The 22,416-nt window shown below is 72.0% G+C and carries 22 protein-coding genes; 14 read left to right on the plus strand and 8 right to left on the minus strand.

Annotation, left to right across the window (positions count from 1 at the left end):
• Positions 1–81 precede the first annotated feature (81 nt).
• Positions 82–1,047, plus strand: coding sequence for a 2-oxoglutarate and iron-dependent oxygenase domain-containing protein (locus tag AB0J67_RS07350; RefSeq protein ID WP_363477434.1), 966 nt, complete (start codon positions 82–84; stop codon positions 1,045–1,047).
• Between the two features lie 109 nt (positions 1,048–1,156).
• Complete coding sequence (locus tag AB0J67_RS07355; protein ID WP_363477437.1) at positions 1,157–1,504, plus strand: hypothetical protein; 348 nt, start codon at positions 1,157–1,159, stop codon at positions 1,502–1,504.
• 106 nt (positions 1,505–1,610) lie between these two features.
• On the opposite strand, the gene arfB is transcribed toward AB0J67_RS07355, so the two are convergent.
• The gene (arfB, locus tag AB0J67_RS07360; RefSeq protein ID WP_363477440.1) at positions 1,611–2,036 is read right to left on the minus strand and encodes an alternative ribosome rescue aminoacyl-tRNA hydrolase ArfB; all 426 of its coding nucleotides are present in this window, start codon (positions 2,034–2,036) and stop codon (positions 1,611–1,613) included.
• Between the two features lie 275 nt (positions 2,037–2,311).
• Here arfB and AB0J67_RS07365 point away from each other — a divergent pair, with 275 nt between their 5' ends.
• From AB0J67_RS07365 to AB0J67_RS07395, 7 genes are all read left to right on the plus strand, one after another.
• Positions 2,312–3,589 carry an extracellular solute-binding protein gene (locus AB0J67_RS07365; RefSeq protein ID WP_363477443.1) on the plus strand — a complete coding sequence of 426 codons (1,278 nt, stop codon included), beginning with the start codon at positions 2,312–2,314 and terminating at the stop codon, positions 3,587–3,589.
• Between the two features lie 213 nt (positions 3,590–3,802).
• Positions 3,803–4,681 (plus strand): sugar ABC transporter permease, encoded by an 879-nt coding sequence (locus tag AB0J67_RS07370; protein WP_363477445.1) that lies wholly within the window; start codon positions 3,803–3,805, stop codon positions 4,679–4,681.
• A 128-nt stretch (positions 4,682–4,809) separates the two neighbouring features.
• The gene (locus AB0J67_RS07375) at positions 4,810–5,616 is read left to right on the plus strand and encodes a carbohydrate ABC transporter permease (protein ID WP_363477497.1); all 807 of its coding nucleotides are present in this window, start codon (positions 4,810–4,812) and stop codon (positions 5,614–5,616) included.
• Positions 5,617–5,639: 23 nt separating this feature from the next.
• Positions 5,640–8,066, plus strand: a complete 2,427-nt coding sequence (locus AB0J67_RS07380) for a glycoside hydrolase family 2 protein (protein WP_363477448.1) — start codon at positions 5,640–5,642, stop codon at positions 8,064–8,066.
• A gap of 31 nt (positions 8,067–8,097) precedes the next feature.
• The gene (locus tag AB0J67_RS07385) at positions 8,098–10,077 is read left to right on the plus strand and encodes a cellulase family glycosylhydrolase (protein ID WP_363477451.1); all 1,980 of its coding nucleotides are present in this window, start codon (positions 8,098–8,100) and stop codon (positions 10,075–10,077) included.
• A gap of 139 nt (positions 10,078–10,216) precedes the next feature.
• Positions 10,217–10,795 (plus strand): hypothetical protein, encoded by a 579-nt coding sequence (locus AB0J67_RS07390; protein ID WP_363477454.1) that lies wholly within the window; start codon positions 10,217–10,219, stop codon positions 10,793–10,795.
• A complete protein-coding gene (locus AB0J67_RS07395; RefSeq protein ID WP_363477457.1) occupies positions 10,792–11,034 on the plus strand; it encodes a hypothetical protein in 243 nt (80 codons plus the stop codon). Before AB0J67_RS07390 ends, AB0J67_RS07395 begins: the two co-directional genes overlap by 4 nt.
• Positions 11,035–11,240: 206 nt before the next feature.
• On the opposite strand, the gene ribA is transcribed toward AB0J67_RS07395, so the two are convergent.
• Positions 11,241–11,861, minus strand: coding sequence for a GTP cyclohydrolase II (gene ribA, locus AB0J67_RS07400; RefSeq protein ID WP_363477460.1), 621 nt, complete (start codon positions 11,859–11,861; stop codon positions 11,241–11,243).
• A gap of 144 nt (positions 11,862–12,005) precedes the next feature.
• On the opposite strand from ribA, the gene AB0J67_RS07405 reads away from it, so the two are divergent.
• The 3 genes from AB0J67_RS07405 to AB0J67_RS07415 all read left to right on the plus strand — a co-directional run bounded on the left by AB0J67_RS07405 (position 12,006) and on the right by AB0J67_RS07415 (position 16,687).
• Positions 12,006–13,415, plus strand: a complete 1,410-nt coding sequence (locus tag AB0J67_RS07405) for an MFS transporter (RefSeq protein ID WP_363477462.1) — start codon at positions 12,006–12,008, stop codon at positions 13,413–13,415.
• A complete protein-coding gene (locus AB0J67_RS07410) occupies positions 13,412–14,878 on the plus strand; it encodes an aminotransferase class V-fold PLP-dependent enzyme (protein WP_363477465.1) in 1,467 nt (488 codons plus the stop codon). The genes AB0J67_RS07405 and AB0J67_RS07410 overlap by 4 nt, the downstream gene beginning before the upstream one ends.
• Positions 14,879–15,136: 258 nt before the next feature.
• Complete coding sequence (locus AB0J67_RS07415; RefSeq protein WP_363477469.1) at positions 15,137–16,687, plus strand: hypothetical protein; 1,551 nt, start codon at positions 15,137–15,139, stop codon at positions 16,685–16,687.
• A 12-nt stretch (positions 16,688–16,699) separates the two neighbouring features.
• On the opposite strand, the gene AB0J67_RS07420 is transcribed toward AB0J67_RS07415, so the two are convergent.
• The 6 genes from AB0J67_RS07420 to AB0J67_RS07445 form a co-directional block, all read right to left on the minus strand.
• Complete coding sequence (locus AB0J67_RS07420) at positions 16,700–17,089, minus strand: hotdog fold thioesterase (protein WP_363477500.1); 390 nt, start codon at positions 17,087–17,089, stop codon at positions 16,700–16,702.
• A gap of 127 nt (positions 17,090–17,216) precedes the next feature.
• Positions 17,217–17,714, minus strand: coding sequence for a hypothetical protein (locus AB0J67_RS07425; RefSeq protein WP_363477472.1), 498 nt, complete (start codon positions 17,712–17,714; stop codon positions 17,217–17,219).
• 110 nt (positions 17,715–17,824) lie between these two features.
• Positions 17,825–18,115 (minus strand): GlsB/YeaQ/YmgE family stress response membrane protein, encoded by a 291-nt coding sequence (locus AB0J67_RS07430; protein ID WP_363477475.1) that lies wholly within the window; start codon positions 18,113–18,115, stop codon positions 17,825–17,827.
• A gap of 83 nt (positions 18,116–18,198) precedes the next feature.
• On the minus strand, positions 18,199–19,317 hold the full coding sequence (locus AB0J67_RS07435; RefSeq protein WP_363477477.1) for a lactonase family protein: 1,119 nt from the start codon (positions 19,315–19,317) through the stop codon (positions 18,199–18,201).
• Positions 19,318–19,343: 26 nt separating this feature from the next.
• A complete protein-coding gene (locus AB0J67_RS07440; protein ID WP_363477504.1) occupies positions 19,344–20,339 on the minus strand; it encodes a HAMP domain-containing sensor histidine kinase in 996 nt (331 codons plus the stop codon).
• 1 nt (position 20,340) lies between these two features.
• A complete protein-coding gene (locus AB0J67_RS07445) occupies positions 20,341–21,066 on the minus strand; it encodes a response regulator transcription factor (protein ID WP_363477480.1) in 726 nt (241 codons plus the stop codon).
• 112 nt (positions 21,067–21,178) lie between these two features.
• On the opposite strand from AB0J67_RS07445, the gene AB0J67_RS07450 reads away from it, so the two are divergent.
• Complete coding sequence (locus AB0J67_RS07450; protein WP_363477483.1) at positions 21,179–21,724, plus strand: DM13 domain-containing protein; 546 nt, start codon at positions 21,179–21,181, stop codon at positions 21,722–21,724.
• A 100-nt stretch (positions 21,725–21,824) separates the two neighbouring features.
• Complete coding sequence (locus AB0J67_RS07455) at positions 21,825–22,307, plus strand: hypothetical protein (RefSeq protein ID WP_363477485.1); 483 nt, start codon at positions 21,825–21,827, stop codon at positions 22,305–22,307.
• The last annotated feature ends 109 nt before the right edge of the window (positions 22,308–22,416 follow it).

Genomic DNA, 22,416 nt, shown 5'->3' on the forward strand with positions numbered 1-22,416 from the left:
CCGCCGGGCGACCATGCCCGTGCTCGTGGGAACGTCCCGCCACGAGCACGGGCACGGGGTCGCGCGGGCGACAATGGCGGGATGGGTGCCGCGCTGCCGATCATCGACCTGTCCGCCGACCGGGCCGCCGTGGCCGCGGAGATCCAGGCGGCGTGCCGCGACAGCGGCTTCTTCTACCTGACCGGCCACGGCGTGCCCACCGAGCTGCTCGAACGGCTCGACGCCGCGGCGCGGGAGTTCTTCGCGCTGCCCGAGGACGTCAAGCTGGAGATCGCGATGGCCCGGGGCGGGCGCGCCTGGCGCGGGTTCTTCCCGGTCGGCGGCGAGCTGACCTCGGGCCGCCCGGATCTCAAGGAGGGCCTGTACTTCGGCCTCGACCTGCCCGACGACGATCCCCGGGTGCGGGCGGGCCTGCCGCTGCACGGCGCCGACCTGTACCCCCGCCAGGTCCCCGCGCTGGCCGAGCTGGTCCCGGCGTATGTCGCGGCGCTGACCGGGGTGGCGCAGGAGGTGATGCGCGCCGTGGCGGTGAGCCTGGACCTGCCCGCGGACTACTTCGCGAGCGGGTACACCGCCGACCCGACGGTGCTGTTCCGGATCTTCCACTACCCGCCGTCGCCGTCCGGGGACGACGGCTGGGGCGTCGGCGAGCACACCGACTACGGCCTGCTCACCCTGCTGGCGCAGGACGACAACGGCGGCCTGCAGGTGCGTACGCCCAGCGGCTGGGTCGACGCGCCGCCGGTGCCCGGCACGTTCGTCTGCAACATCGGCGACATGCTGGACCGGCTCACCGGCGGGTGGTACCGGTCGACCCCGCACCGGGTGCGCAACGTCAGCGGCAACGAGCGGCTGTCGTTCCCGTTCTTCTTCGACCCGGACTTCTCGGCCACCGTGCCGCCGCTGCCCGGCCGGGCGCGCACCGGCACCGACGGCCACCCGCGCTGGGACGGCCAGGACCTGCGCGCCTTCACGGGGACGTACGGCGACTACCTGCTGGGCAAGGTCGGCAAGGTCTTCCCGCAGCTGCGCGGCGAGGTGCTGTGACCGTCTCTTCGCCCAGCGGGGCGCACGCTGTTCACCTGGGCGACAGCGGCCGTCCATGTCGGCGGGCGACGGTCATGTGATCCGGATCGCCGACTCACGGGAGCAGACGTTGACCGCTCGCTTCGAGTTCTACGAGCGGGCGAGCGCCGGCGTCACCTGGCGGCTGCTGTCCAGCAACAACCGCGACCTGGGCCGCTCGGACAACGGATTCCCCGATGTGGAGGCATGCCTGCGGGCCGTCGACGAGGTCCGCGCGGCGGTCGCCGAGGTCGAGCCGATGATCCACCGCGTGAGCCGCCTCGCCTGGGCCTGGCGCCTGGAGGCCGCCCCCGGCTCGGTCGCCGTCGCCAGTCGTGCCTACCAGCGCCGCGTCCAGGCCCAGACCGCCTGCGACCTGTTCCTCCGCCTGGCCGCCGCGGCCCCCGTCAACCCCGAGGTCCGCCAGACCCGCACCTGACCCCGCCCCACCCCAAGATCGCGACGATCTTGCGCGAACTGTTGGGGATTTGCCCGAGAAGTGCGTGTCGTACCCACCGTCCACGCAAGATCGGCGCATCGCGGGGTCAGTCGTGGGAGCCGCGGCGGAGTTGTTTGAGGGCGGAGCGGTGTTTTTTGGAGTCCAGGCGGCGTTGTTTGGCGCCCTTGCTCATCTTGGTGGGGCGGCGCGGGGGTGGGGGTGGGGACACCGCTTCGCGGAGGAGGGCGGCCAGGCGGGCGCGGGCGGCTTCGCGGTTGGCGAGCTGGGCGCGGTGTTCGCTGGCGGCGATGGTGAGAATGCCGTCGACCAGGCGAGCGGAGAGCCGGTCGAGGGCGCGGGCGCGGAGGTCGTCGGGGAGGGCGTGGGAGCGCTCCACGTCGAAGGAGAGCTCGACGCGGCTGTCGGTCGTGTTGACGCCCTGACCGCCCGGACCGGAGCTGCGGGAGAAGCGTTCGCGCAGCTCGGCAGCGGGTATCACGACCCGGTCACTGATCTTCAAGTCTTCGGCCACGGCTGCGTCCACCCCCTTCGCGTGTTCCCGGCAGCCCGCTGATCATGCCGCAGTGAGAGCGCGACCACTTCACCATTTTCGCCGGTCGGACACAACATATCGACCGGAAGCAAAGTTGCTTAATCGGTTTTCATGGTCGGCGTCACAGGTTCGTCACGAGATCGACCCCCTATTGACACGTTGGGAGCGCGCCCATACCGTGTTCACACTTATCCGGTTCAGTAGACGCTTCGCGATGTCTGCGGGGTGTTGCCAGATGTTTCGGGAGGACGTACATGCGACTGCACAGGTCCGGCTGGGCCGTGACGACCGCTCTCGTGGCGGTCACCGCGCTCGCACTCGCCGGTTGCAAGGGCGGCAGCAGTGAGCCGTCGGAGCCCGGCGGCCCGGTCGAGCTGAAGATCGCTTTCTGGGGCGACTTCGGACTCGACGAGCTGAAGGCCAAGTACGAGTCGGCCAACCCGAACGTGAAGATCGTCCTCAACTCGGGCGAGTACAACGCCCAGCACGAGGACCTGCAGAAGAAGCTCATCGCCGGCACCGGCGCGCCGGACATCGCCGCCATCGACGAGGGCTTCATCGTCAGCTTCCGCGGCCAGGCCGACAAGTTCGTGAACCTGCTGGACAAGGGCGCGAGCCAGTACCAGGACAAGTACCTGGGCTGGAAGTGGAAGCAGTCCCTGTCGGCCGACGGCAAGACCCAGATCGGCCTCGGCACCGACGTCGGCGGTCTGGCCATGTGCTACCGCACCGACCTGTTCCAGGCGGCCGGGCTGCCCGTCGAGCGTGACAAGGTCTCGGCGCTGTGGCCCACCTGGGACGACTTCATCAAGGTCGGCCAGCAGTACACGGCCGCCTCGAAGAAGAAGTTCCTCGACAACGCCACCAACCTGTTCAACCCGATCCTGGGCCAGCAGCCGGTGGGCTTCTACGACGAGTCCGAGGCGCTGAAGCTGGACGGCGGCCCGAAGGTCGCGTTCGACCTGACCATGAAGTCGATCGACGCGGGCCTCTCGGCGAACCTGCCGGCCTGGTCGCCGGAGTGGAACGCGGGCTTCGTCAAGGGTGACTTCGCCGTCCTCGCCTGCCCGGCGTGGATGCAGGGCCACATCAAGAACACCGCGCCCGACACCAGCGGCAAGTGGGACGTCGCGGCCATCCCCGGTGGCGGCGGCAACTGGGGCGGCTCGTTCCTGACCGTGCCCAAGCAGGGCAAGAACGTCGACGAGGCGTACAAGCTGCTGGAGTGGCTGATCCAGCCGGAGCAGCAGATCGAGATCTTCAAGAAGGTCGGCAACCTGCCCTCGCAGCCGGCCCTCTACAAGGACCCGAACATCGCCGACTTCAAGAACCCGTTCTTCAACAACGCCCCGGTGGGCCAGATCTTCTCCAAGACCGCGGAGAACCTGACCCCGCAGTACCTGGGCAAGAAGAACGGTCCGACCCGGGTCGCGGTCGAGAACGTCATCAACTCCGTCCAGGCGGGCACCACCAAGGCCGCCGACGCCTGGGCGCAGGCGGTGAAGGAAGCCGAGAAGGCCAGCAAGGCCTGAGTCCGGCAGTAGGGATCAGAAGGGGTGGGCGTCTCCCTACGGCGTCCACCCCTTCGCCCGCCGCGACGGGACACGGCTCGACCTGCAGCGCCGCAGTGCGGCACGCCGGGCGCCGGACGCGTTCCGCGACGGAATCATATCGACCTTCCTCGGTAAACGGAGGTAATCGTGCGCGGGCTCTCGCGCCGGCTGCACCGATTCGACGTGAAGCAGATGCCTTACGTCTTGATCGCACCCTTCTTCATCCTCTTCGCGATCTTCGGGCTGTTCCCGCTGATCTTCAACGGGATCGTGGCCCTGCGCACCTGGCGCCTGGACGACCCGACCCAGGACGGCTGGGCCGGCCTGGGCAACTTCGAGCGCCTGCTGTCCGACGAGGACTTCTGGAACGCGCTCTACAACACCTTCGGCATCTTCCTGCTGTCCACGGTGCCGCAGCTGTTCCTCGCCATCTGCATCGCGTTCCTGCTCAACCGCAAGCTGCGCGGGCAGATCTGGTTCCGGGTGAGCATGCTGCTGCCGTACATCACCCCGGTGACCGCCTCGACGCTGGTCTTCCTGGTGGTGTTCGGGCGTGACTACGGCACCGCCAACTGGGTGCTGTCGCTGTTCGGCCTGGACGATCCGATCGACTGGCGGGCCGGCAAGCTGCAGTCCTGGATCGCCATCGCCACCATGGTCAACTGGAAGTGGATCGGCTACAACGCGCTGCTCTACCTGTCCGCGATGCAGACCATCCCGCGCGACATCTACGAGGCGTCCGCGCTCGACGGCGCCAGCGCCTGGAAGCAGCTGTGGCGGATCACGGTCCCGATGATCCTGCCCGTCGTCATCTTCACCGTGGTGCTGTCCACCATCGGCGGCCTGCAGCTGTTCACCGAGGCGATGCTCTTCGAGTCGAACCCGGCCGCCGCCACCGGCGGGTCCAACGGCGAGTGGCAGACCATAGCCCAGCTCATCTACAAGACGGGCTGGAAGAACCTGAACCTCGGCTACGCGGCCGCGATGTCCTGGGCGCTGTTCCTGATCATCGTGGTGGTCGCGGCCGTCAACACCCTGGTGACCAACCGGCTCGGAGGAGGACGACGGTGAGCACTGCCCTCGACACCCGCGCGGCCGGCGCGCGGCCCGCGCCGCCCGCCCCGCGCCGCCGCCGCGGCAGGCTCTCGGCGGTCGGCCGCGCCCCGCAGGACTCCCCGGCCGGCGCCTGGACGTACGTCCTGCTCGGCCTCACGTTCCTGATCGCGATCTACCCGATCTACTGGATGTTCGTCATCGCGACGAGCACCGACGCGGCGCTGGCCGAGATCCCGCCGAAGTTCCTGCCCGGCGCCGAGTTCACCAAGAACCTGCGCGAAGTGTTCTCGATGCAGGACGTGTACTTCGCCGAGTCGCTGGTCAACAGCTTCATCGTGTCCACCGTGGTCACGGTCTCGGTGCTGTTCTTCTGCTCGGTGGCCGGCTTCGCCTTCGCCAAGCTGCGCTTTCGGGGCAGCAACGCGCTGATGGTGATGGTCATCCTCACCCTGACCGTGCCCAACCAGCTCGGCGTGGTCGCGCTCTACATCCTCATGGGCTACATGCCCGGCGAGGGCGGCTGGAACGGCACCCTGCTCGCGGTCATCGTGCCCGGCCTGGTCAGCGCGTTCGGCGTGTTCTACATGCGGCAGTTCATCCTCGGCGCGGTGCCCGACGAGCTGATCGAGTCGGCGCGCGTCGACGGCGCGACCACGATGCGCATCTACTGGAGCGTGGTGCTGCCCGCGATCCGGCCCGCGCTGGCCGTGCTCGGCCTGCTCACCTTCGTCGGCACCTGGAACGACTTCCAGTGGCCGCTCATCACGCTGGGCGGCACGGACTTCCCGACCTCGATGGTCGCGCTGTTCGACCTGGCCAGCGGTAATTATGTGCTGTACCGGCGGGTGCTCGCCGGTGCGTTCGTGGCCACCGTGCCACTGATCATTCTTTTGTTCGTCGGGGGCAGGCAGATTGTCCGCGGCATCATGGAGGGTGCGGTCAAATCGTGATGATGGCGTCGCGGTCCAGAAGCATGGTCCAGCTCCACCACGGCTGGCAGGTCTCGGCGGGTGACACGCCGGTGCCCGTCGACCGGGTGCCGGCGACCGTGCCCGGCTGCGTACACACCGACCTGCTGGCGGCCGGGCTCATCCCGGACCCGTACCTCGACGGCAACGAGGACGCGCTGAAGTGGATCGGGCGCACCCGGTGGACGTACGAGACCGGCTTCCTGTGGAACGGGCCGCAGGACGATCGGATCGACCTGGTCTGCGCCGGGCTGGACACCGTCGCCACCATCTCGCTCAACGGCACCGAGGTCGGGCGCACCGCGAACATGCACCGCGGCTACCGCTTCGACCTGCGCTCGGCGCTCACCCCCGGCCGCAACGACCTGCGCATCGTCTTCGACTCGCCGTACGAGTACACGGCGGCGATGGCCGAGCAGGTCGGCGCCCGGCCGGGGGCCTACGACGAGCCGTACAACCTGATCCGGAAGATGGCCTGCAACTTCGGCTGGGACTGGGGCCCGACCGTGGTCACCGCGGGCATCTGGCAGTCCATCGGGCTGCACAGCTGGTCGACGGCGCGGCTGGCCCAGGTGCGCCCGCTGGTCACCGTGGACGGCTCGACCGGCCTGGTCGAGCTGCACATCGACGTGGAGCGGGCCTCCACCGAGCCGCTCACCGTCACCGCCGAGGTCGGCGGCGTGGTGGGGGTGGCCACCATCGGCGCCGGCAGCATCGGGACCACGCTGCGGCTGTCCGTGCCGGACGTGCGGCGCTGGTGGCCGCGCGGGTACGGCGAGCAGCCGCTCTACCCCCTGCGGGTGGTGCTGGCCAGCTCGGGCGGCCGCGAGCTGGACCGCTGGGAGCGCCGGGTGGGCTTCCGCTCGGTGCGGCTGGACACGACGCCCGACGCGCACGGCACGCCGTACACCCTGGTGGTCAACGATGTGCCGGTGTTCGTGAAGGGGGTCAACTGGATCCCCGACGACGCGTTCGTCACCCGGATCACCCGGGAGCGGCTGGCCGAGCGGTTCCGCCAGGCGTGCGACGCGAACATCAACTACCTGCGGGTGTGGGGCGGCGGCCGGTACGAGTCCGACGACTTCTACGAGCTGGCCGACGAGCTGGGCCTGATGGTGGGGCAGGACTTCCTGTTCGCCTGCGCGGCGTACCCGGAGGAGGAGCCGTTCGCGGCGGAGGTCGCGGCGGAGGCGCGCGAGCACGTGGTGCGCCTGGCCGGGCACCCGAGCCTGGTGACCTGGACCGGCAACAACGAGAACATCTGGGGCTTCGCCGACTGGGGCTGGCCCGAGAAGCTCGCCGGGCGCAGCTGGGGCGCCGGTTTCTACCACGAGCTGCTGCCCTCGATCGTGGCCGCGCTCGACCCGACGCGGCCGTACTGGCCGGGCAGTCCCTGGTCGGGCCGCGACGACATCCACCCCAACGACCCGGCGCACGGCACCATGCACATCTGGGACGTGTGGAACCAGATCGACTACACGCACTACCGGGACTACGTGCCCCGGTTCTGCGCCGAGTTCGGGTTCCAGGCGCCGCCCGCGTACGCGACGCTGCGCCGCGCGCTGTCCGACAAGCCGCTGGCCAGCGACTCGCCGGGGATGCGCCACCACCAGAAGGCGATGGACGGCGACCTGAAACTGCGGCGCGGGCTGGACGCGCACCTGCCCGAGCCGCGCGACTTCGCCGACTGGCACTACCTCACGCAGGTCAACCAGGCCCGCGCGATCCGGCTGGCCGTCGAGCACTTCCGGTCCCACCAGCCCGTCTGCATGGGCGCGATCGTCTGGCAGCTCAACGACTGCTGGCCGGTCACCTCCTGGGCCGCGATCGACGGCGACGGCCGCCGTAAACCGCTGTGGTACGCGCTGCGCGACGCGTTCGCCGACCGGCTGCTCACCCTGCAGCCGCGCGACGGCGGCCTGGTCCTGGTCGCGTCGAACGACACGGCCGAGCCGTGGCGGGCCGAGGCGACCGTGACCGGCTACGACCTGGGCGGCAAGGCGCTGGTGTCGACCACGGTCGACCTCGACGTCGCGCCGCGCGCGGTCGCGGTCATCGCGCTGCCCGAGGGGGTCGCGCTGCCCGAGGAGCCCCGGTCGGAGCTGCTCCGGGCGGTCGCGGGCGAGCAGCAGGCGACGTGGTTCTTCGCCGAGGACCGCGAGATCGACTACCCGCCGGCCCGGTACGAGACGAAGGTCGAGCCCGTGCCCGGCGGGTACGACGTCACCGTCACCGCCGGGACCGTGCTGCGCGACCTGTCCCTGTTCCCCGACCGGCTCGACCCGGCCGCCACCGTGGACCGCACCATGGTCACGCTGCTGCCGGGGGAGTCGGTGACCTTTCGGGTCACCAGCGCCGTGGGTCTGCCCGCCGCCAACCTGGCCGCCCGGCCGGTGCTGCGCTGCGTCAACGACATCCCGCGCCACCCGTGACCTTCCCCCTCTCACCCCTGGGAGCACGCACATGAACAGACGGATCCTGGCGGTCGCCGCCGGGGCGCTGATCCTGCTGCTCGGGACGGGCAGCGGCAGCGCCGCCGCGGCCGCCCCCTCCGGCGGCGGGTTCGTCACCCGCCACGGCAGCGACCTCAAGCTCGACGGCAAGCGGTTCCGGTTCGCCGGGACCAACAACTACTACCTGATGTACTCCTCGCCCGCGATGGTCGACGACGTCTTCGCCCGCGCCAAAGGGGCCGGGCTGACCGTGCTGCGCACGTGGGGCTGGCTCGACATCGGCACCGCCGACGACCAGGGCTCGGTGTCGGGCAAGAAGAACGGCGTCTACTTCCAGTACTGGGACGGCACCCGCCCGGCGTACAACGACGGGCCGGACGGGCTGGGCAAGCTCGACTACGTGCTGTGGAAGGCGGGCCAGAGCGGCGTCAAGCTGATCATCCCGTTCACCAACAACTGGTCCGACTTCGGCGGCATCGACCAGTACGTGCGGTGGGCCGGGGCGGACAACCACGACGACTTCTACACCGACCCGGTCATCAAGGGCTGGTACCGCGACTGGATCAGCCACGTGCTGAACCGGGTGAACCCGCTGACCGGGCTGGCGTACAAGGACGACCCGGCGGTCATGCTGTGGGAGCTGGGCAACGAGCCGCGCTGCAAGGGCTCCGGTGTGTACCCGCCGTCGGCGGACTGCACCCCGGCCACGCTCACCGCCTGGGCCGACGAGATGACCCGCCACGTCAAGAGCGTCGACCGCAGGCACCTGGTCGGCGTGGGTGACGAGGGCTTCTACTGCGACGACGCCGCGTCGGCGGACTGGACCACCAACTGCGGCGAGGGCGTCGACTCGGTCGCGCTCGGCAAACTGCCCGCCGTGGACGTGGTCTCGTTCCACCTCTACCCGGACGGCTGGGGCAACCGCACCGCCCAGTGGGGCGCCGACTGGATCGCGCGGCACCACCGCGACGCGAAGCGGATCGGCAAGCCGTCCTTCCTGGGCGAGTTCGGCTGGCGCGACAAGGCCACCCGCAACCCGGTCTACCAGCAGTGGACCGAAGCCGCCGCGAGCGACGGGGGCGACGGCTTCCTCTACTGGATGCTCAACGGCATCCAGGACGACGGCACCATGTACCCGGACTACGACGGTTTCACCGTGGCCTGCCCGGGGACGGTGTGCCAGACCATCACCAACGCCGGGACGATCATCTCGACCGGGCGGCGGACGTTCCCGCCGGTCGCCGATCACGACGGCGCCGTGGTGCCGTTCGGCTCGGCGGCCACGCTGCGCCCGGCGGCCAACGACATCGCGTACCAGACGCACGTCCGGGCCGACAAGATCGACCTGGACCCGGCGGCGGACGGGCGGCAGACCAGCCTGATCGTGGCCGGGGGCGCGTTCGCGCTGGCCGACACGGGTGAGCTGACGTTCACCCCGGGGGAGGGCTTCTCCGGCAAGGCTGTGGCGAGCTACACGATCCGCGACACGGCGGCGCGGCTGTCGAACACGGCCACGGTGACCGTGACCGTGCTGCCCGACCCGACCGCGGCCATCCCGCTGGCCTCCTGGGAGACCGGGGTCGAAGGCTGGGCGCCGGGCGACTGGCAGGCCAACGCGGGCACGCTGTCCGGGCAGACCTCGTTCGTCACCGACGGAGCGGCGGGCCTGCACGCCGACGCGGCCGACGGCGGCTGGTTCGGGGTCGGCTTCCCGGCCCCGGTGGACCTGTCGGGCAAGACGTCGGTCAAGTACGACCTGCGTACCGGCGCGGCGGGCACCTCGACCAGCATCGTGCTGCAGACCGGCCCGAACTGGACCTGGTGCCAGGGCCCGTTCAACTGGGTCAACCAGGACACCGCCCGGACCTCGGTCGAGGTGGACCTGCAGACCGGCCTGTCCTGCGACCCGTCCTCGCTGACCGAGGTGCACGCGGTGTACCTGTGGCTCAGCCCCGGGTCCTTCGACCTGGACAACCTGCGGGCGGAGTAGGCGGGGCCTCGTCGCCCGCTTGATCGCTGTTCCGTGTCAGAAGCTGTGGTGAGGCTGCGGATTCCGGCACGGAACAGCGATCTTCGCGTATTGCGCCGAGGGGTTAGGGTCAGCGGCAGCGCGGACGGGGACGGTGCTGATGAGATGGTGGGGGCGGGTGCCGCCGTGGCTGTGGGCCGCGCTGATCGGCGCCCACTGGGCGGGCTGGCAGGTGGGCGGGCTCGCCATGGGCGACTCGCCGGTGCCCGGGTCGCCGCCGCCGTCGGCATGCGAGCTGGTGCGGCCCGAGGCGCTGGCCCGGCTCGGGCTCACCGTGGACGGCCCGGTCGAGCGGCGGACCAGGGATGACGTCAGCGCCAGCGAGTGCCTCTGGTCCGCCGGCCCCGCGGTCAGCCTGGACGTCGTGGTCAACCACCACGGCGGGGACGGCCGGCCCGGCAGCGCCCGCCGGAGTGCGGGCTGGCCGCAGCGCGTGTTCCACTCGGGATTGGCCGAGGTCAGCCATCCGGCCGTCCCCGGGGCGGAGGCGGTGCAGGTGCTCTACGGACCCGCCGCGATGAAAGAGATCGATGGCAGGGAGGGGATCACGCAGGTCCAGCTGTGGATGCAGGCGGGCGCCTACTCCGTGCTCGTCTACTGGACCACCACCGCGGACGAGCGGGGGCAGGCGGAGCAGACCGCGCGATGGCTGGCGGCGGAAGTGGTGGCGGGGCTGTGAGCGAGACGGGACCGCGGCCGCTGGTCGCCCACGACATCTCCGCAGGCGAGCTCCTGCGCTTCGTGGCCAAGACAGCGGTGTTCATCACGATCGTGGTGCTCGGTGCGATCACGGGCCACCACCTCGGCCCGGCGCTCGGCCCGACGCTGTCCCGGCTCGACGTCACGCACACCGACGACTTCGTCCGGCCCGCTCCACCCGACCTCGCCGACCTCCCCGCCCGCATCCCCGTCCCCTGACCGACGTCGCCGCTGCTCCGGCTGGGTCTGCGGGGCGGTGGGGAAGATCGCTGTTGCGGGTCAGAACCTGCGGTCAGACTGCAGGTCCTGACCGCAGACAGCGATCTTCGCCGGACGCCAGGCTTCGCCGGACGCCAGGCTTCGCCGGAGCGATCTTCGCTGGACGGCAACCTTCGCCGGTCAGTGGGGCTCGGCCGACGTGGTGGTCAGGCGGCCACGGGGAGGGTGATGGTGTGGCCGGTGTGGGTGACCTTGGCGTGGAGGTAGCGCAGGTTGTCGGGCTTGGCGTGGACGGCGGTCGGGACGACGTGCGCCACCTCGATGCCGTGGTCGCGCAGCTGGCCGGGCTTGTCGGGGTTGTTGGTGAGCAGGTCCACGCGGGGGACGCCGAGCGCGGCCAGCATCTGCGCGGCGGCGGTGTAGTCGCGCTCGTCGTCGGCGAAGCCGAGCGCCCGGTTCGCCGCGTAGGTGTCCAGGCCCGAGTCCTGCAGGGCGTACGCGTCGAGCTTGGCGTACAGGCCGATGCCGCGGCCCTCCTGGCGCAGGTAGAGCAGGTAGCCGCCGGTCTCGGTGATGCGCTGGACGGCCTCGCGCAGCTGGGGGCCGCAGTCGCAGCGGGCGGAGCCGAACACGTCGCCGGTCATGCACTCCGAGTGGGCGCGGACCAGCGGCGTCGCGGCGTTCGCGAAGTCGCCGAGGCCGAGCGCGAGGTGCTCCAGGCCGTCGGACAGGCCGGTGAAGGTGAAGACCTCCGCGGTGGTCGCGTACCCGTCGGGGAAGCGCAGCGGAACGGTCACCCGGGTCCGTACGCCCAGCGGCTCGGTCATGGCTCACCAGTCTCGTCGTCGAAGCCAACTCGCTCTACAGGTAACGCGGATCTTGCGTCTTAGTTGTTGAAGGCTCAAGAACTGTGTGAAATTCCCTCACCTCCCTCTGTGCTGTAGGACACACGCCGCGTAGCATCCGCAGCCATGACCGTCTCGCCCCCCGCTTCGTCCCAGGTCACCGCCCCCGACCAGGACAAACCCCTGACCGGCGGGGTACGCGCCGGGTACGCGCTCGGCTCGCTGGCCACCGGCGCGTTCGGCACCGTACCGGGCCTGCTGCTGCTGCCGTACCTCACCGACAACCTGGGCGTCGCCGCGGGCCTGGCGGGCCTGCTGGTGCTGGTGCCGAAAGCGTGGGACGTGCTGATCAACCCGGTGGCGGGCCGGATCTCCGACCGGACGGTCTCGCGCTGGGGCGCGCGCCGACCGTACCTGCTGTTCGGCGGGCTCGCGGTGGCGGTGCTGTTCGCCCTGATGTTCGCCGCGCCGTTCGGCACCGGCAGCGGGGCGTCGGCCTACGTCGCGGTCGCGTTCCTGGCCACCGCGACGGCGTACGCCTTCTTCCAGGTGCCGTACGTGGCGATGCCGGCCGAGATGACCGACGACTACACCGAGCGCACGCGCCTGATGACCTGGCGCGTGGCCGTGCTGGCGATCGCGATCCTGGTCTCCGGCGCGGTCGCGCCGATCGTGGTGCAGGCCGGGGGCGGGGGCGTGCCCGGACACCGCTGGATGGGCCTGTTCGTCGCGGTGCTGATCATCGCCGGGGCGCTGGGCGCGTTCTTCGGCACCCGGCGCGCGCCGGTGGGCCGGGTGACCGAGAGCGAGCCGTCGCTGCGCGCGCAGCTCGCCGTGGTGCGCGGCAACCGGCCGTTCACGGTGCTGCTGATCGTGTTCGTGGTGCAGTCGATCGGCGTCGCGACGATGCTGGCGGGCGTCAAGTACGTCGCTGACCACGTGCTGGAGCGCCCGGAGGACGGCCCGACGCTGCTGTTCGCCTGCTTCGTCGGCCCGGCGCTGCTGGTGATGCCGCTGTGGAGCCGGATCGGCGCCCGGGTCGGCAAGACGAAGGCGCTGGTGCTGGCCTCGGTGCTGCTGGCCGGTGGCGCGCTGGCGCTGGTCGTGGCGGGTTCGGTGGCGCCCGTGGTGGCGTACCTGATCACGGGTGTGATCGGCGTCGGCTACGCGGGTCAGCAGGTCTTCGCGATGGCGATGCTGCCGGACTGCGTGGCGTACGACGCCGCGCGCACCGGCCGCCGCCAGGCGGGTGTGTTCACCGGCCTGTGGACGGCGGGGGAGACGTTCGGGCTCGCGCTCGGCCCCGGCATCTACGCGCTGGTGCTGCAGCTGTCCGGCTACGCCTCTTCGGCCAGCGGCGCGGCGGCGCAGTCCGACACGGCCCGGCTCGGCGTGCTGCTCGGCTTCAGCGTGGTGCCCGCGCTGCTGGTCGGCCCGGTGACGCTACTGCTGCGCCGCTACGACCTGACCCCCGACCGCCTGGCATCGGTGCAGGTCACGGCCGGTCCGGACGCTACCGATAGGGTGACGCGATGATCGACGCACTCCCGACCCAGGGCGTACCGGCCGAGCAGGTGCTCGCCGAGCTGCGCGGCATGCGCCAGGCGGACCTGCCCACCCACGGCGGGCGGCTGTTCGCCTACGTCTACGACCCGGCGCGGGCCGGGCTCGACGAGCTGGCGATGTCCGCGTACGCCCTGTCCGCGCACGTGAACGGGCTCGACCCGACCGCCTTCCCGTCCCTGCTGGCGACCGAGAACGCGCTGGTCGCCGCGGCGGCCCGGGTGCTCGGCGCGGGGCCGGGCACGGCCGCGCCGGACGTGGTCGGCTCGGTCACCAGCGGCGGCACCGAGTCGCTGATCCTGGCCGTGAAGACGGCCCGCGACGCGCACCCGGAGATCACCGCGCCGCGGCTGGTGGTCCCGTCCACGGCGCACGCCGCGTTCGCCAAGGCCGCCCACTACCTCGGCGTCGCGCTGGACCTGGTGCCGGTCGACCCGGAGACGTTCACGCCGGACCCGGCCGCCATCGCCGCCGCGATCACGCAGGACACGGTGCTGGTCGCGTGCTCCGCGCCGTCGTACGCGCACGGGGTGGTCGACCCGGTCGAGCAGATCGCGGCGATCGCCGCCGAGCGGGGCGTGCGCTGCCACGTGGACGCCTGCTTCGGCGGCTGGGCGCTGCCGTTCCTGCGCCGGGTCGGGGTGAGCGTGCCCGCCTTCGACTTCGGCGTGCGCGGCGTGACCAGCGTGTCGGTGGACCTGCACAAGTACGCGTACACCCCCAAGGGCGTGTCCGTGCTGCTGCACCGCGACGCCGCGCTGCGCCGCCCGCAGTACTTCGCCTTCGCCGACTGGCCCGGCTACACCATGATCAACCCGGTGATCTCGTCGACCCGCTCCGGCGGCCCGATCGCCGCGGCCTTCGCCACCCTGCGCCACCTGGGCGACGAGGGCTACCTGGAACTCGCCCGGCAGACCCGCGACGCCGTCGCCGGGCTGGCCAAGGCCGTGTCCGGAGTGGACGGGCTGCGCCTGCTCGCCCCCGCCGACTACACCGTGGTCTGCCTGGCCGCCGACGACCCCGGCCTGGACCTGTTCGTGCTCGCCGACGAGCTGGCCGCGCGCGGCTGGCACACCCAGCCGCAGCTGCCGTACGCCGACCTGCCCGCCAGCATCCACCTCACGGTGACCGCGTCCGTGCTGCCGCAGGTGCCCGAGTTCGGCCAGGCCCTGGCCGAGGCGGTGTTCGCCGCCCGCACCCAGGGCCCGGTCGAGCTGCCCGCCGAGCTGCTCGCGCTGGCCTCGTCGCTGCCCCCGGAGCAGCTCACCCCGGAGCTGGTCGCGGCCCTGGCCCAGCAGTTCGGCCTGGTCGGCGGCGAGCCCGGGGCGGCCCCCCGCCTCGCCGTCGTCAACGCCGTCCTCGCCGCCGCTTCCCCGCGCCTGCGCGAGGCCCTGCTCATCGAGTTCGTCAGCCTCCTCCAACGCCCCACCTGGTAGTCCTGAAAGGAAGGGCACCTTCTTAACGCTCCGCGTTGTAGAAGGTGCCCTTCTTAACGCATTGCCTTGTCGAACGTGCTCTTCTTGACGCTTTGCCCTGTCGAACGCGCCCTTCTCCACCTGGTCGGTGATGCCTCGGTGCGGCGCTGGTCGGCGGCCGTGACCGTCCGGTCAAGGCGTGCGTCTGCCAGGGCCGCCCGGCGGTGGGCGTGTGGTGACGCCCGCGGCCACTGGTGAGGCGTCGGCTAGCCTCGGGCCATGGACGGGGTGGACAGCACGGTGCAGCTCCAGGGCGGCTCGGAATGGCGGCTGGTGCGCGGATCCGGACCGGCCGGGCCAGGTGCCGCGTTCGCGGAGGCGTATCACCGCCAGCGGCAGACGGTGCAGGTGTGGCTCACCGACGCGGCACTGCGGGAGCTGGCCGAGCTGCTGGAGCAGGAGCTGTCCCGGCGACCGTCCGGATCGGACGACGTCGAGCGCCTCGCGGCCTGCCTGCTCGACCTGCAGCAGCGCGGCGGGCTGAGCGGCTGGCAGACCCTGACCCGGGGGTGCGAGCTCGGCGGGATCGCGTACGACCGGCTGCTGGTCGAGGCCGACGGCTCGGCGGAACTCTACGACCGCTGGTGCCCGATCCGGCACGACGAGCTGTCCGACGGCACCGCCCGGTCGATCGGCGTGAAGTTCCACCCGCCGCGCAGCGGGGAGAAGCGTCGCTTCCGGCCGTTCGGCGTGGGGTTCCGGGAGACGTACCTGCCGCCCGAGGACGAGAGCCGGCCCTACGAGTACGGCGTGGAGACTGCGTACCCCTCGCTGGCCGCCCTGCTGCAGGGACTCGTGCCCGGCGCCGTCGCGCCCGGCGAGTCGCGCGAGGCGGAGGACATGCTGGTAGCACAGCTCGCCGCGCTGGTCGGCAGGGAGATCGGGGACGGCGCCGCCGCGCCCGGACGGCTGCGCGACCTCGTCGCCGCCCACTGCCGCGAGCTCGACGTCGCGTACGAGCTCGTGGGCCTGACCCGCCGGATCACCCTGCTCGACGTCCCGGACCCCGACGCCGGGACCGCGTTCGTGCTCGCGCTGTCGATCGACGCCAACCGCCCCGTCCCCGAGGTGACCTTCACCGAGGCCACGCAACGCCTGCACCGCAACGGCCGCCGCAACGAGTACGCGCTTGCCCTGCCCACGTCAGCGGTGCCGCAGGCGGTCGCCCACCTCACCGGGCGGTTCCCGGCGCAGGCGCCCGCCGAGCTGCCCGAAGACCCGGCGGAGCAGCTCGCCGCCTGGCTGACGGCGCTGGCCGCGGCGGGCCCGCTCGGCCCCGGCCGCGCCCAGCGCGCGGTGCGCGACGAGGTGGCGTCCTGGCTGGCCGAGGCGGGCGTGCCGCACACGGTCCGCAACCACCGGCGCGATGAGCCGCTGCTGGAGGTGTGGCGGGAGTCCTCCGGCTCCGCCTACACCCTGCGCCTGCGCCTCGACCCGCAGGACGCCGCCGTGGGCGTCGTGTTCTCGGAGGAGTACGACTACGTCTCGCGCGGCGGCCTCGGCGGCCGCGAGGACTCCTACACGGCACGCTGCCCGTACGCGTCGCTCGGTGCGCTGGTCGCGTACTTCGAGGCGCGGGGTGCGGGCACACCCCATCCGGCGGGCGACCTGGAGGACCGGCTCGCCGCCGCCCTGACCGCCCTGGTCGACGCGGGTGAGCTGGACGCCGCCGCACCGATCGCGGCGAACCGGGACCGGGTCGCGGGCTGGTTCGCCGAGGCGGGCGTACCGGTCACGACCGACCACTGGGCCTGGGTGAGCATGGACTAGCCGGGACCCGTCTCACTTGCGCAGGAGGCAGGTGAGGCGGGCGGTGCAGATGCGGTTGTCCTCCTCGTCGGTGATGACGATCTCGTAGGTGACGACGGTGCCGCCGCGGTGCAGCGGGGTGGCCACGCCGGTGACCAGGCCGCTGCGGGCCGCCTTGTGGTGGGTGGCGCTGATGTCCACGCCGACCGCGTACGGCCGCCCGATGGTCGCGCCGTGCAGCGTGGCGCCGATCGAGCCGAGCGTCTCGGCCAGCACGCAGGACGCGCCGCCGTGCAGCAGGCCGAACGGCTGGGTGTTGCCCTCCACCGGCATGGTCGCGACGAGCCGCTCCGGGGTCGCCTCCAGCAGCGTGATGCCCATCCGCTCGGCCAGCGCCCCGTGCATCGTCGTGTCGTATGTCATCTCCACCCGCCGCACGTTACCCGCCGGTCACCAGCGCGGACAGGGCCCGTACACGGCTTCGGGGAACCCGCGGGCCTCCGGGGGAGCGGAGGCGGCGGATTCCCCGAAACGGTGTGGGCGGCTGCGCTCAGGGAGTGGAGCCGCGGTAGTGCCCGAGCGTGGCGATGCCGACGATCCAGCCGACGAACAGGCCGTAGATGGCGCCCGAGCCGGCCGCCTGGAACGCGCCCAGCAGCGACGCGTCCGAGCGGATGAAGGCGGTGAGCAGGCCCGCGACGGCGCCCGCGAAGATGTAGCTCGACCAGCCGGCCATGAGCTGGCTGAAGGTGCCTCGCGCGCGGCCCAGCTGAGCGTTGGTGGACAGGGCGAGGAAGACGGCCGTGAAGACGATCAGCAGGATCGCCTTCAGGTCGGCGGCCAGCACGTCCTGCACGGAGTCGTCGGCGTCGAACCTCCACGCCGGCCAGGCCAGCAGGCGCAGGAACCAGCCGCCGGCGGTGTCGGGGTCGGCGTTGTCGTTCGCCCAGTCGACGTACACCGGGCTGCCGAACACCAGCACGAGGATGAGTGCGGCGATGACGCCCGCACCGGTCGCGGTGCGGTATCGCGAAGCGGTGAGTACCATGGCGCCTCGATTGCCGGGCCCCACGGTCGGTAAACATGCATGCCCAATGTGTACAGATTAGTCCCGCGTGCCCGGGCGCACAGCGGACGTGCGCCCGGCGTCGGCGGTGATCAGGGGGTACGCGGGCGCGGCGCCTGCGAGTGGCGCCCGGCGGTCATCCTGGTGGCCAGCCACACGAAGAACATGGCCAGCGCCAGCTGGATGATGTGCCGGATCCAGTCGATGCCCCGGGTCTCGCCGACGCCCAGCCAGGTGGCGATGATGCCGCCCAGCGTCGCGGCCAGGATGCCGGCTATCACCGTCATCAGCGCGGAGATGTTCTGGTGTCCCGGCAGCAGCAGCCGCCCCAGGTACCCGACGATCGCGCCGCCGACGATGCCCCAGATGATCGCCCCGATCATGCGCACGCCCCCCGTGATCATTCCTGTTACCACGCCAGTATCGGCTGATCACGGGGCGGTTCGGGAGGTTTCGCGAATATCGGTCAGCTCTGCCGGCCGCGCCGGGACGGGGCACCGAGCACGCAGGACGGGCTGGGCACCCGCGTAGCGTGCCCGGTGGGGTGCGGCAGCCCGGTATCCGGGTCGCGGCGGAACACCGTCACCGAGTCACCCTCCTGATTGGCCACGTAGAGGAAGTCGCCGATCAGGGCGAAGTGGCGCGGCCACCGCCCGCCCGCGGGCACGTCGGCCAGCGGCCGGGGGACGGCCCCGTCCAGCGCGAACACGGTCAGGCAGTCCGCGCCGCGGTTGGCCACGTAGAGGAACCGGCCGTCCGGCGAGCACTCCAGATGGCTCGGGTAGTTGCGCTCACCGGGCTCGCCGGCGGTCGCGGGCACCGCCGCGACCGGCCGCAGCCGGCCGTCGGCCTCCGGCGCGCAGGCGACCACCGTCGAGTCGAGCTCGCCCGTCACGTACACCGTCCCGGAGGGGTGCACCGCGAGGTGGCGCGGGCCCGTGCCCTCCGGCATCGGCGAGGTGGCCACGTGCCGCAGCCGGCCGGACGGCTCCACCGCGTAGCTGCGCACGTCGTCGGTGCCCAGGTCGGCGACGTAGAGCAGGCCGTCCGGGGCGAACAGGGCCATGTGCGCGTGCGCCGAGCCCTGCCGCTCCGGGTCGGGGCCGTTGCCCGCGTGCTCGACCAGGTCGTGCGGGGGGCGCAGGGCGCCGTCGGGGCCGATCGCCAGCACGCCGACCGAGCCGCCGCTGTAGTTGGCCGCGACCACGAACCGGCCCTGCGGCTCCACGCCCAGGTGGCACGGGTCGGCGCCGCCGCTGGGCTGCGTGCCGAGCAGGGTCAGCTCGCCGCCGTCGGCGACCGCGTACGACAGCACCTGCGCGGCGGACTCGCTGGCCGCGTAGAGGTGGGTGCCCTCCGGATGCCAGGCGATCCACGACGGATCGACGGCCGCCACGGGCGACAGGGCCGGCTCCAGCCGCCCGGACTCCGGGTCCTGCCGCCAGCCGGTGATCGCGTGCGCGGTGCCGGCGTTGGCCGTGTACGAGCCGATGTAGACCAGATCCGGCGGCACGAGACTCGTCCCGGTGCGCCGCTCCCGCGGCTCGCCCAGCGATTCAGCGCGTTCCGGTGAAGCCGATGCCATGCAGGCAGCTTAGTCGGCCGTGTTGATCAGGCGGGCAGGTGCACGGTGAAGCGGCAGCCGCCGCCGGCGTTGGCCACGCCGACCCGGCCGCCGTGCGCCTCCACGAGTCCACGCACGATGGCCAGGCCCAGCCCGCCTCCGCCGTCCGTGCCGGGCGTCCGCGCCTTCGCGCCGCGGAAGGCCACGTCGAACACGTGCGGCAGGTCCGTGTCGGCGATGCCGCCGCAGGTGTCGGCGACCTCCAGCCAGCCGCCCTCGGCGTCGCGGCCGCCGGACACCGTGACGGTGCCGTCGGCGGGCGTGTAGCGCACCGCGTTGAGCAGCAGGTTCGCCACGATCCGGGACAGCTCGCGCTCCCCGGCCCGCAGCGTCGGCCACTGCTCCTGCGCGGCCACCAGGCGCACGCCCCGGGCCGCGGCGAGCGGGGCGGCCGCCGCGACCGCGTCGGAGACCACCTCGCCCAGCGGCACGTCCACCGGGGACAGCGCCAGCGCGCCCGCGTTGATCCGCGACAGCTCGAACAGGTCGTCGACCAGCGCCGCCATCCGGTCGGTGCCGGTGCGGATGCGGCGGTGGTACTCGGCGACCGCGGCCGGCTCGCTGACCACGCCGTCCTCCAGCGCCTCGGCCATGGCCCGCATGCCCGCCAGCGGGGTGCGCAGGTCGTGGGACACCCAGGCGATCAGGTCGCGGCGGCTCGCCTCGACCTGGCGCTCCCGCTCGCGCGCGTCGGCCGCCCACATCGCCGAGCGGGCCAGCCGCCGCCCCACCCAGCCGCCGATCAGCAGGCTGACCAGCCCGGACAGCGGCACCACGAGCAGCAGCACGCGCAGGTCGTGCGGGGAGATGAACATGCCCTCGGCGACCGCCAGCACGCCCGCCAGCATCGCCAGCACCGTGGCCGCCAGCAGCACGCAGACGTTCAGGGTGATCGAGCGCCGGTGCAGCACGCGCAGCAGCAGCGCCGCGGGCAGCCAGACCACCGCGGCCCCGGCCAGCGCCGCGAGCAGGATCAGCAGCATGTCACGCACCGGCGGCTCCCGGCCGGTCCGCGGGGGTGCCGGACACCGGCTCGTACCGGTAGCCGACGCCCCACACGGTGTGGATGCGCCGCGGCGCGGACGGGTCCGGCTCGATCTTCTCGCGTAGCCGTCGCACGTGGACGGTGACCGTGGACTGGTCGCCGAAGGTCCACCCCCACACCGACTCCAGCAGCTGCGCCCGGCGCAGGGCCACCTCCGGATGCGCCATCAGGTACGCGAGCAGGTCGAACTCGCGTACGGTCAGCGCGAGGTCGCGGCCGCCGAGGCGGGCGGTGCGCCGCACCGGGTCGACGACCAGGTCGCCGTCGGCGAGCACGGCGTCGGCCGCGGCGGCGGGCGTGGTGCGGCGCAGCACCGACTGGGCCCGCAGCACCAGCTCCCGGGGCGAGAACGGCTTGGTCACGTAGTCGTCCGCGCCGAGCTGCAGCCCGGCGATGCGGTCGACCTCCTCGCCGAGCGCGGTCAGCATGATGATCGGCACGCCGGGGCCGGGCGCCGCGCGCAGCCGCCGGGCCACCTCCAGCCCGTCGATGCCGGGCAGCATCAGGTCCAGGATCACCAGATCGGGGCGTTCGCCGGCGTACGCGTCGAGCGCGGCCTGCCCGTCGGCCGCCAGCACGACCCGGTGCCCGGCGTGTTCGAGGTAGCGGCGAACCACGTCGCTGACGGTGGGATCGTCGTCCACGACGAGCACGGTGGTGGCCATGACGCGAGCGTACGTCCTGTTCACGGGCCGGGTCGGCGAGCGGGGCCACGGGATCCTTACGATCCGCGAACGCGGCCGCCACGCGGCCCCCGCACGCTCTAGCGTCATCGATATGACGAGGATGTTCGGCAAGCCCGCCTTCTGGGCGGTGGCCGCGGTGCTGGCCGTGGCCCTGGCGTTCGGACTGTACTGGTTCCAGCCCTGGAAGCTGGCCACCTCCAAGACGGTCGACGACGCCGCACCCGTGGTCGTCGCCCCGTCGGCCGCTCCGGCGCGCACGCCCGGCGCGCCCGCGCCGTCCCCGGTCGCGGTGCTGCTCGCCGAGGGCGCCCTGGTCACGCACGAGCACGACAGCTCCGGCACGGTGCAGCTGGTGCGCCTGCCCGACGGGCGCCATCAGGTCATCCTGCGCAAGCTGGCCACATCGGACGGCCCCGACCTGCGGGTCTGGCTCACCGACCAGCGGGTGCTGCCCGGCCGCGACGGCTGGCACGTCTTCGACGACGGCAGGCACGTGGAGCTGGGCCGGCTCAAGGGCACCCACGGCACGCAGGTCTACGACGTGCCCGCGGGCGTCGATCCGGCGCAGTTCTGCAGCGTCACCATCTGGTGCGCGCGGTTCAAGGTCTCGTTCGCCGCCGCGGAGCTGGCCGCGTGACGCGGCGCGTCCACTCGGGAGGGTGACGGTCCGTCAGGTGAAGTAGTACCGACGGTATGACCCATCGACATATGCATTCCTGGGCACCTATCATTTCGTCATGGCGCGGACTCGTACGGTGACAGGTGCCGGCATCATCGCCACGGCGGCGCTCGTCCTCATCTTCGGAAACCAGCCCTTCACCGAATGGGTGCACAGGCACACCAGCGGTGACAGTGCGTGGGGCTGGTTCCTGCGCGTGCTCTCCTGGCCCCACTGGGCCTTCGGACCGGTCGACGGCTCCAGCGGTGCGATGCGCCGCCTGCTCGCCGACGACCTGCGCGCGCTGTTGCTGATCCTGTTCGTCGCGGTCATCCTCGGCGTGGTCAGCAAGGCGGTCACCGGCGGTGCCGGCGGCTTCTTCCTCGGTTGGGCGGCACTGATCTTCGCATCGGCGCTGGCCGCCTTTTTGACCGCATTCATCATCGCCAACCCCACGCTGGTCGGCGCGCTCCAGGCCGCGCACGCCGGTTCGGCGTACGGCCTGTTCGTCGGCTGGGTCGTCGGCATCCTCACCGGCACCGCCAAGGGCGCCGGCTCGTAGCGGCGGCCGGCCGCGTTCCCGACCCGTTCTTGCATAGACGTTGGCCTATCTGGATGACTTCGATCTCGAGCCGCCGAGCGCCCCACCGGCGACGATCATGGTGGCGGGC

Source organism: Catellatospora sp. NPDC049609, assembly GCF_040675365.1.
Taxonomy (GTDB): Bacteria; Actinomycetota; Actinomycetes; order Mycobacteriales; family Micromonosporaceae; genus Catellatospora.

Bases quoted from the DNA above. Each gene is read 5' to 3' on its own strand.
- AB0J67_RS07350 (WP_363477434.1), top strand. From the start codon at position 82: ATGGGTGCCGCGCTGCCGATCATCGACCTGTCCGCCGACCGGGCCGCC.
- AB0J67_RS07365 (WP_363477443.1), top strand. From the start codon at position 2,312: ATGCGACTGCACAGGTCCGGCTGGGCCGTGACGACCGCTCTCGTGGCG.
- AB0J67_RS07370 (WP_363477445.1), top strand. From the start codon at position 3,803: ATGCCTTACGTCTTGATCGCACCCTTCTTCATCCTCTTCGCGATCTTC.
- AB0J67_RS07380 (WP_363477448.1), top strand. From the start codon at position 5,640: ATGGTCCAGCTCCACCACGGCTGGCAGGTCTCGGCGGGTGACACGCCG.
- AB0J67_RS07385 (WP_363477451.1), top strand. From the start codon at position 8,098: ATGAACAGACGGATCCTGGCGGTCGCCGCCGGGGCGCTGATCCTGCTG.
- AB0J67_RS07390 (WP_363477454.1), top strand. From the start codon at position 10,217: ATGAGATGGTGGGGGCGGGTGCCGCCGTGGCTGTGGGCCGCGCTGATC.
- ribA (WP_363477460.1), bottom strand. From the start codon at position 11,861: ATGACCGAGCCGCTGGGCGTACGGACCCGGGTGACCGTTCCGCTGCGC.
- AB0J67_RS07405 (WP_363477462.1), top strand. From the start codon at position 12,006: ATGACCGTCTCGCCCCCCGCTTCGTCCCAGGTCACCGCCCCCGACCAG.
- AB0J67_RS07410 (WP_363477465.1), top strand. From the start codon at position 13,412: ATGATCGACGCACTCCCGACCCAGGGCGTACCGGCCGAGCAGGTGCTC.
- AB0J67_RS07415 (WP_363477469.1), top strand. From the start codon at position 15,137: ATGGACGGGGTGGACAGCACGGTGCAGCTCCAGGGCGGCTCGGAATGG.
- AB0J67_RS07420 (WP_363477500.1), bottom strand. From the start codon at position 17,089: ATGACATACGACACGACGATGCACGGGGCGCTGGCCGAGCGGATGGGC.
- AB0J67_RS07425 (WP_363477472.1), bottom strand. From the start codon at position 17,714: ATGGTACTCACCGCTTCGCGATACCGCACCGCGACCGGTGCGGGCGTC.
- AB0J67_RS07430 (WP_363477475.1), bottom strand. From the start codon at position 18,115: ATGATCGGGGCGATCATCTGGGGCATCGTCGGCGGCGCGATCGTCGGG.
- AB0J67_RS07435 (WP_363477477.1), bottom strand. From the start codon at position 19,317: ATGGCATCGGCTTCACCGGAACGCGCTGAATCGCTGGGCGAGCCGCGG.
- AB0J67_RS07440 (WP_363477504.1), bottom strand. From the start codon at position 20,339: ATGCTGCTGATCCTGCTCGCGGCGCTGGCCGGGGCCGCGGTGGTCTGG.
- AB0J67_RS07445 (WP_363477480.1), bottom strand. From the start codon at position 21,066: ATGGCCACCACCGTGCTCGTCGTGGACGACGATCCCACCGTCAGCGAC.
- AB0J67_RS07450 (WP_363477483.1), top strand. From the start codon at position 21,179: ATGACGAGGATGTTCGGCAAGCCCGCCTTCTGGGCGGTGGCCGCGGTG.
- AB0J67_RS07455 (WP_363477485.1), top strand. From the start codon at position 21,825: ATGGCGCGGACTCGTACGGTGACAGGTGCCGGCATCATCGCCACGGCG.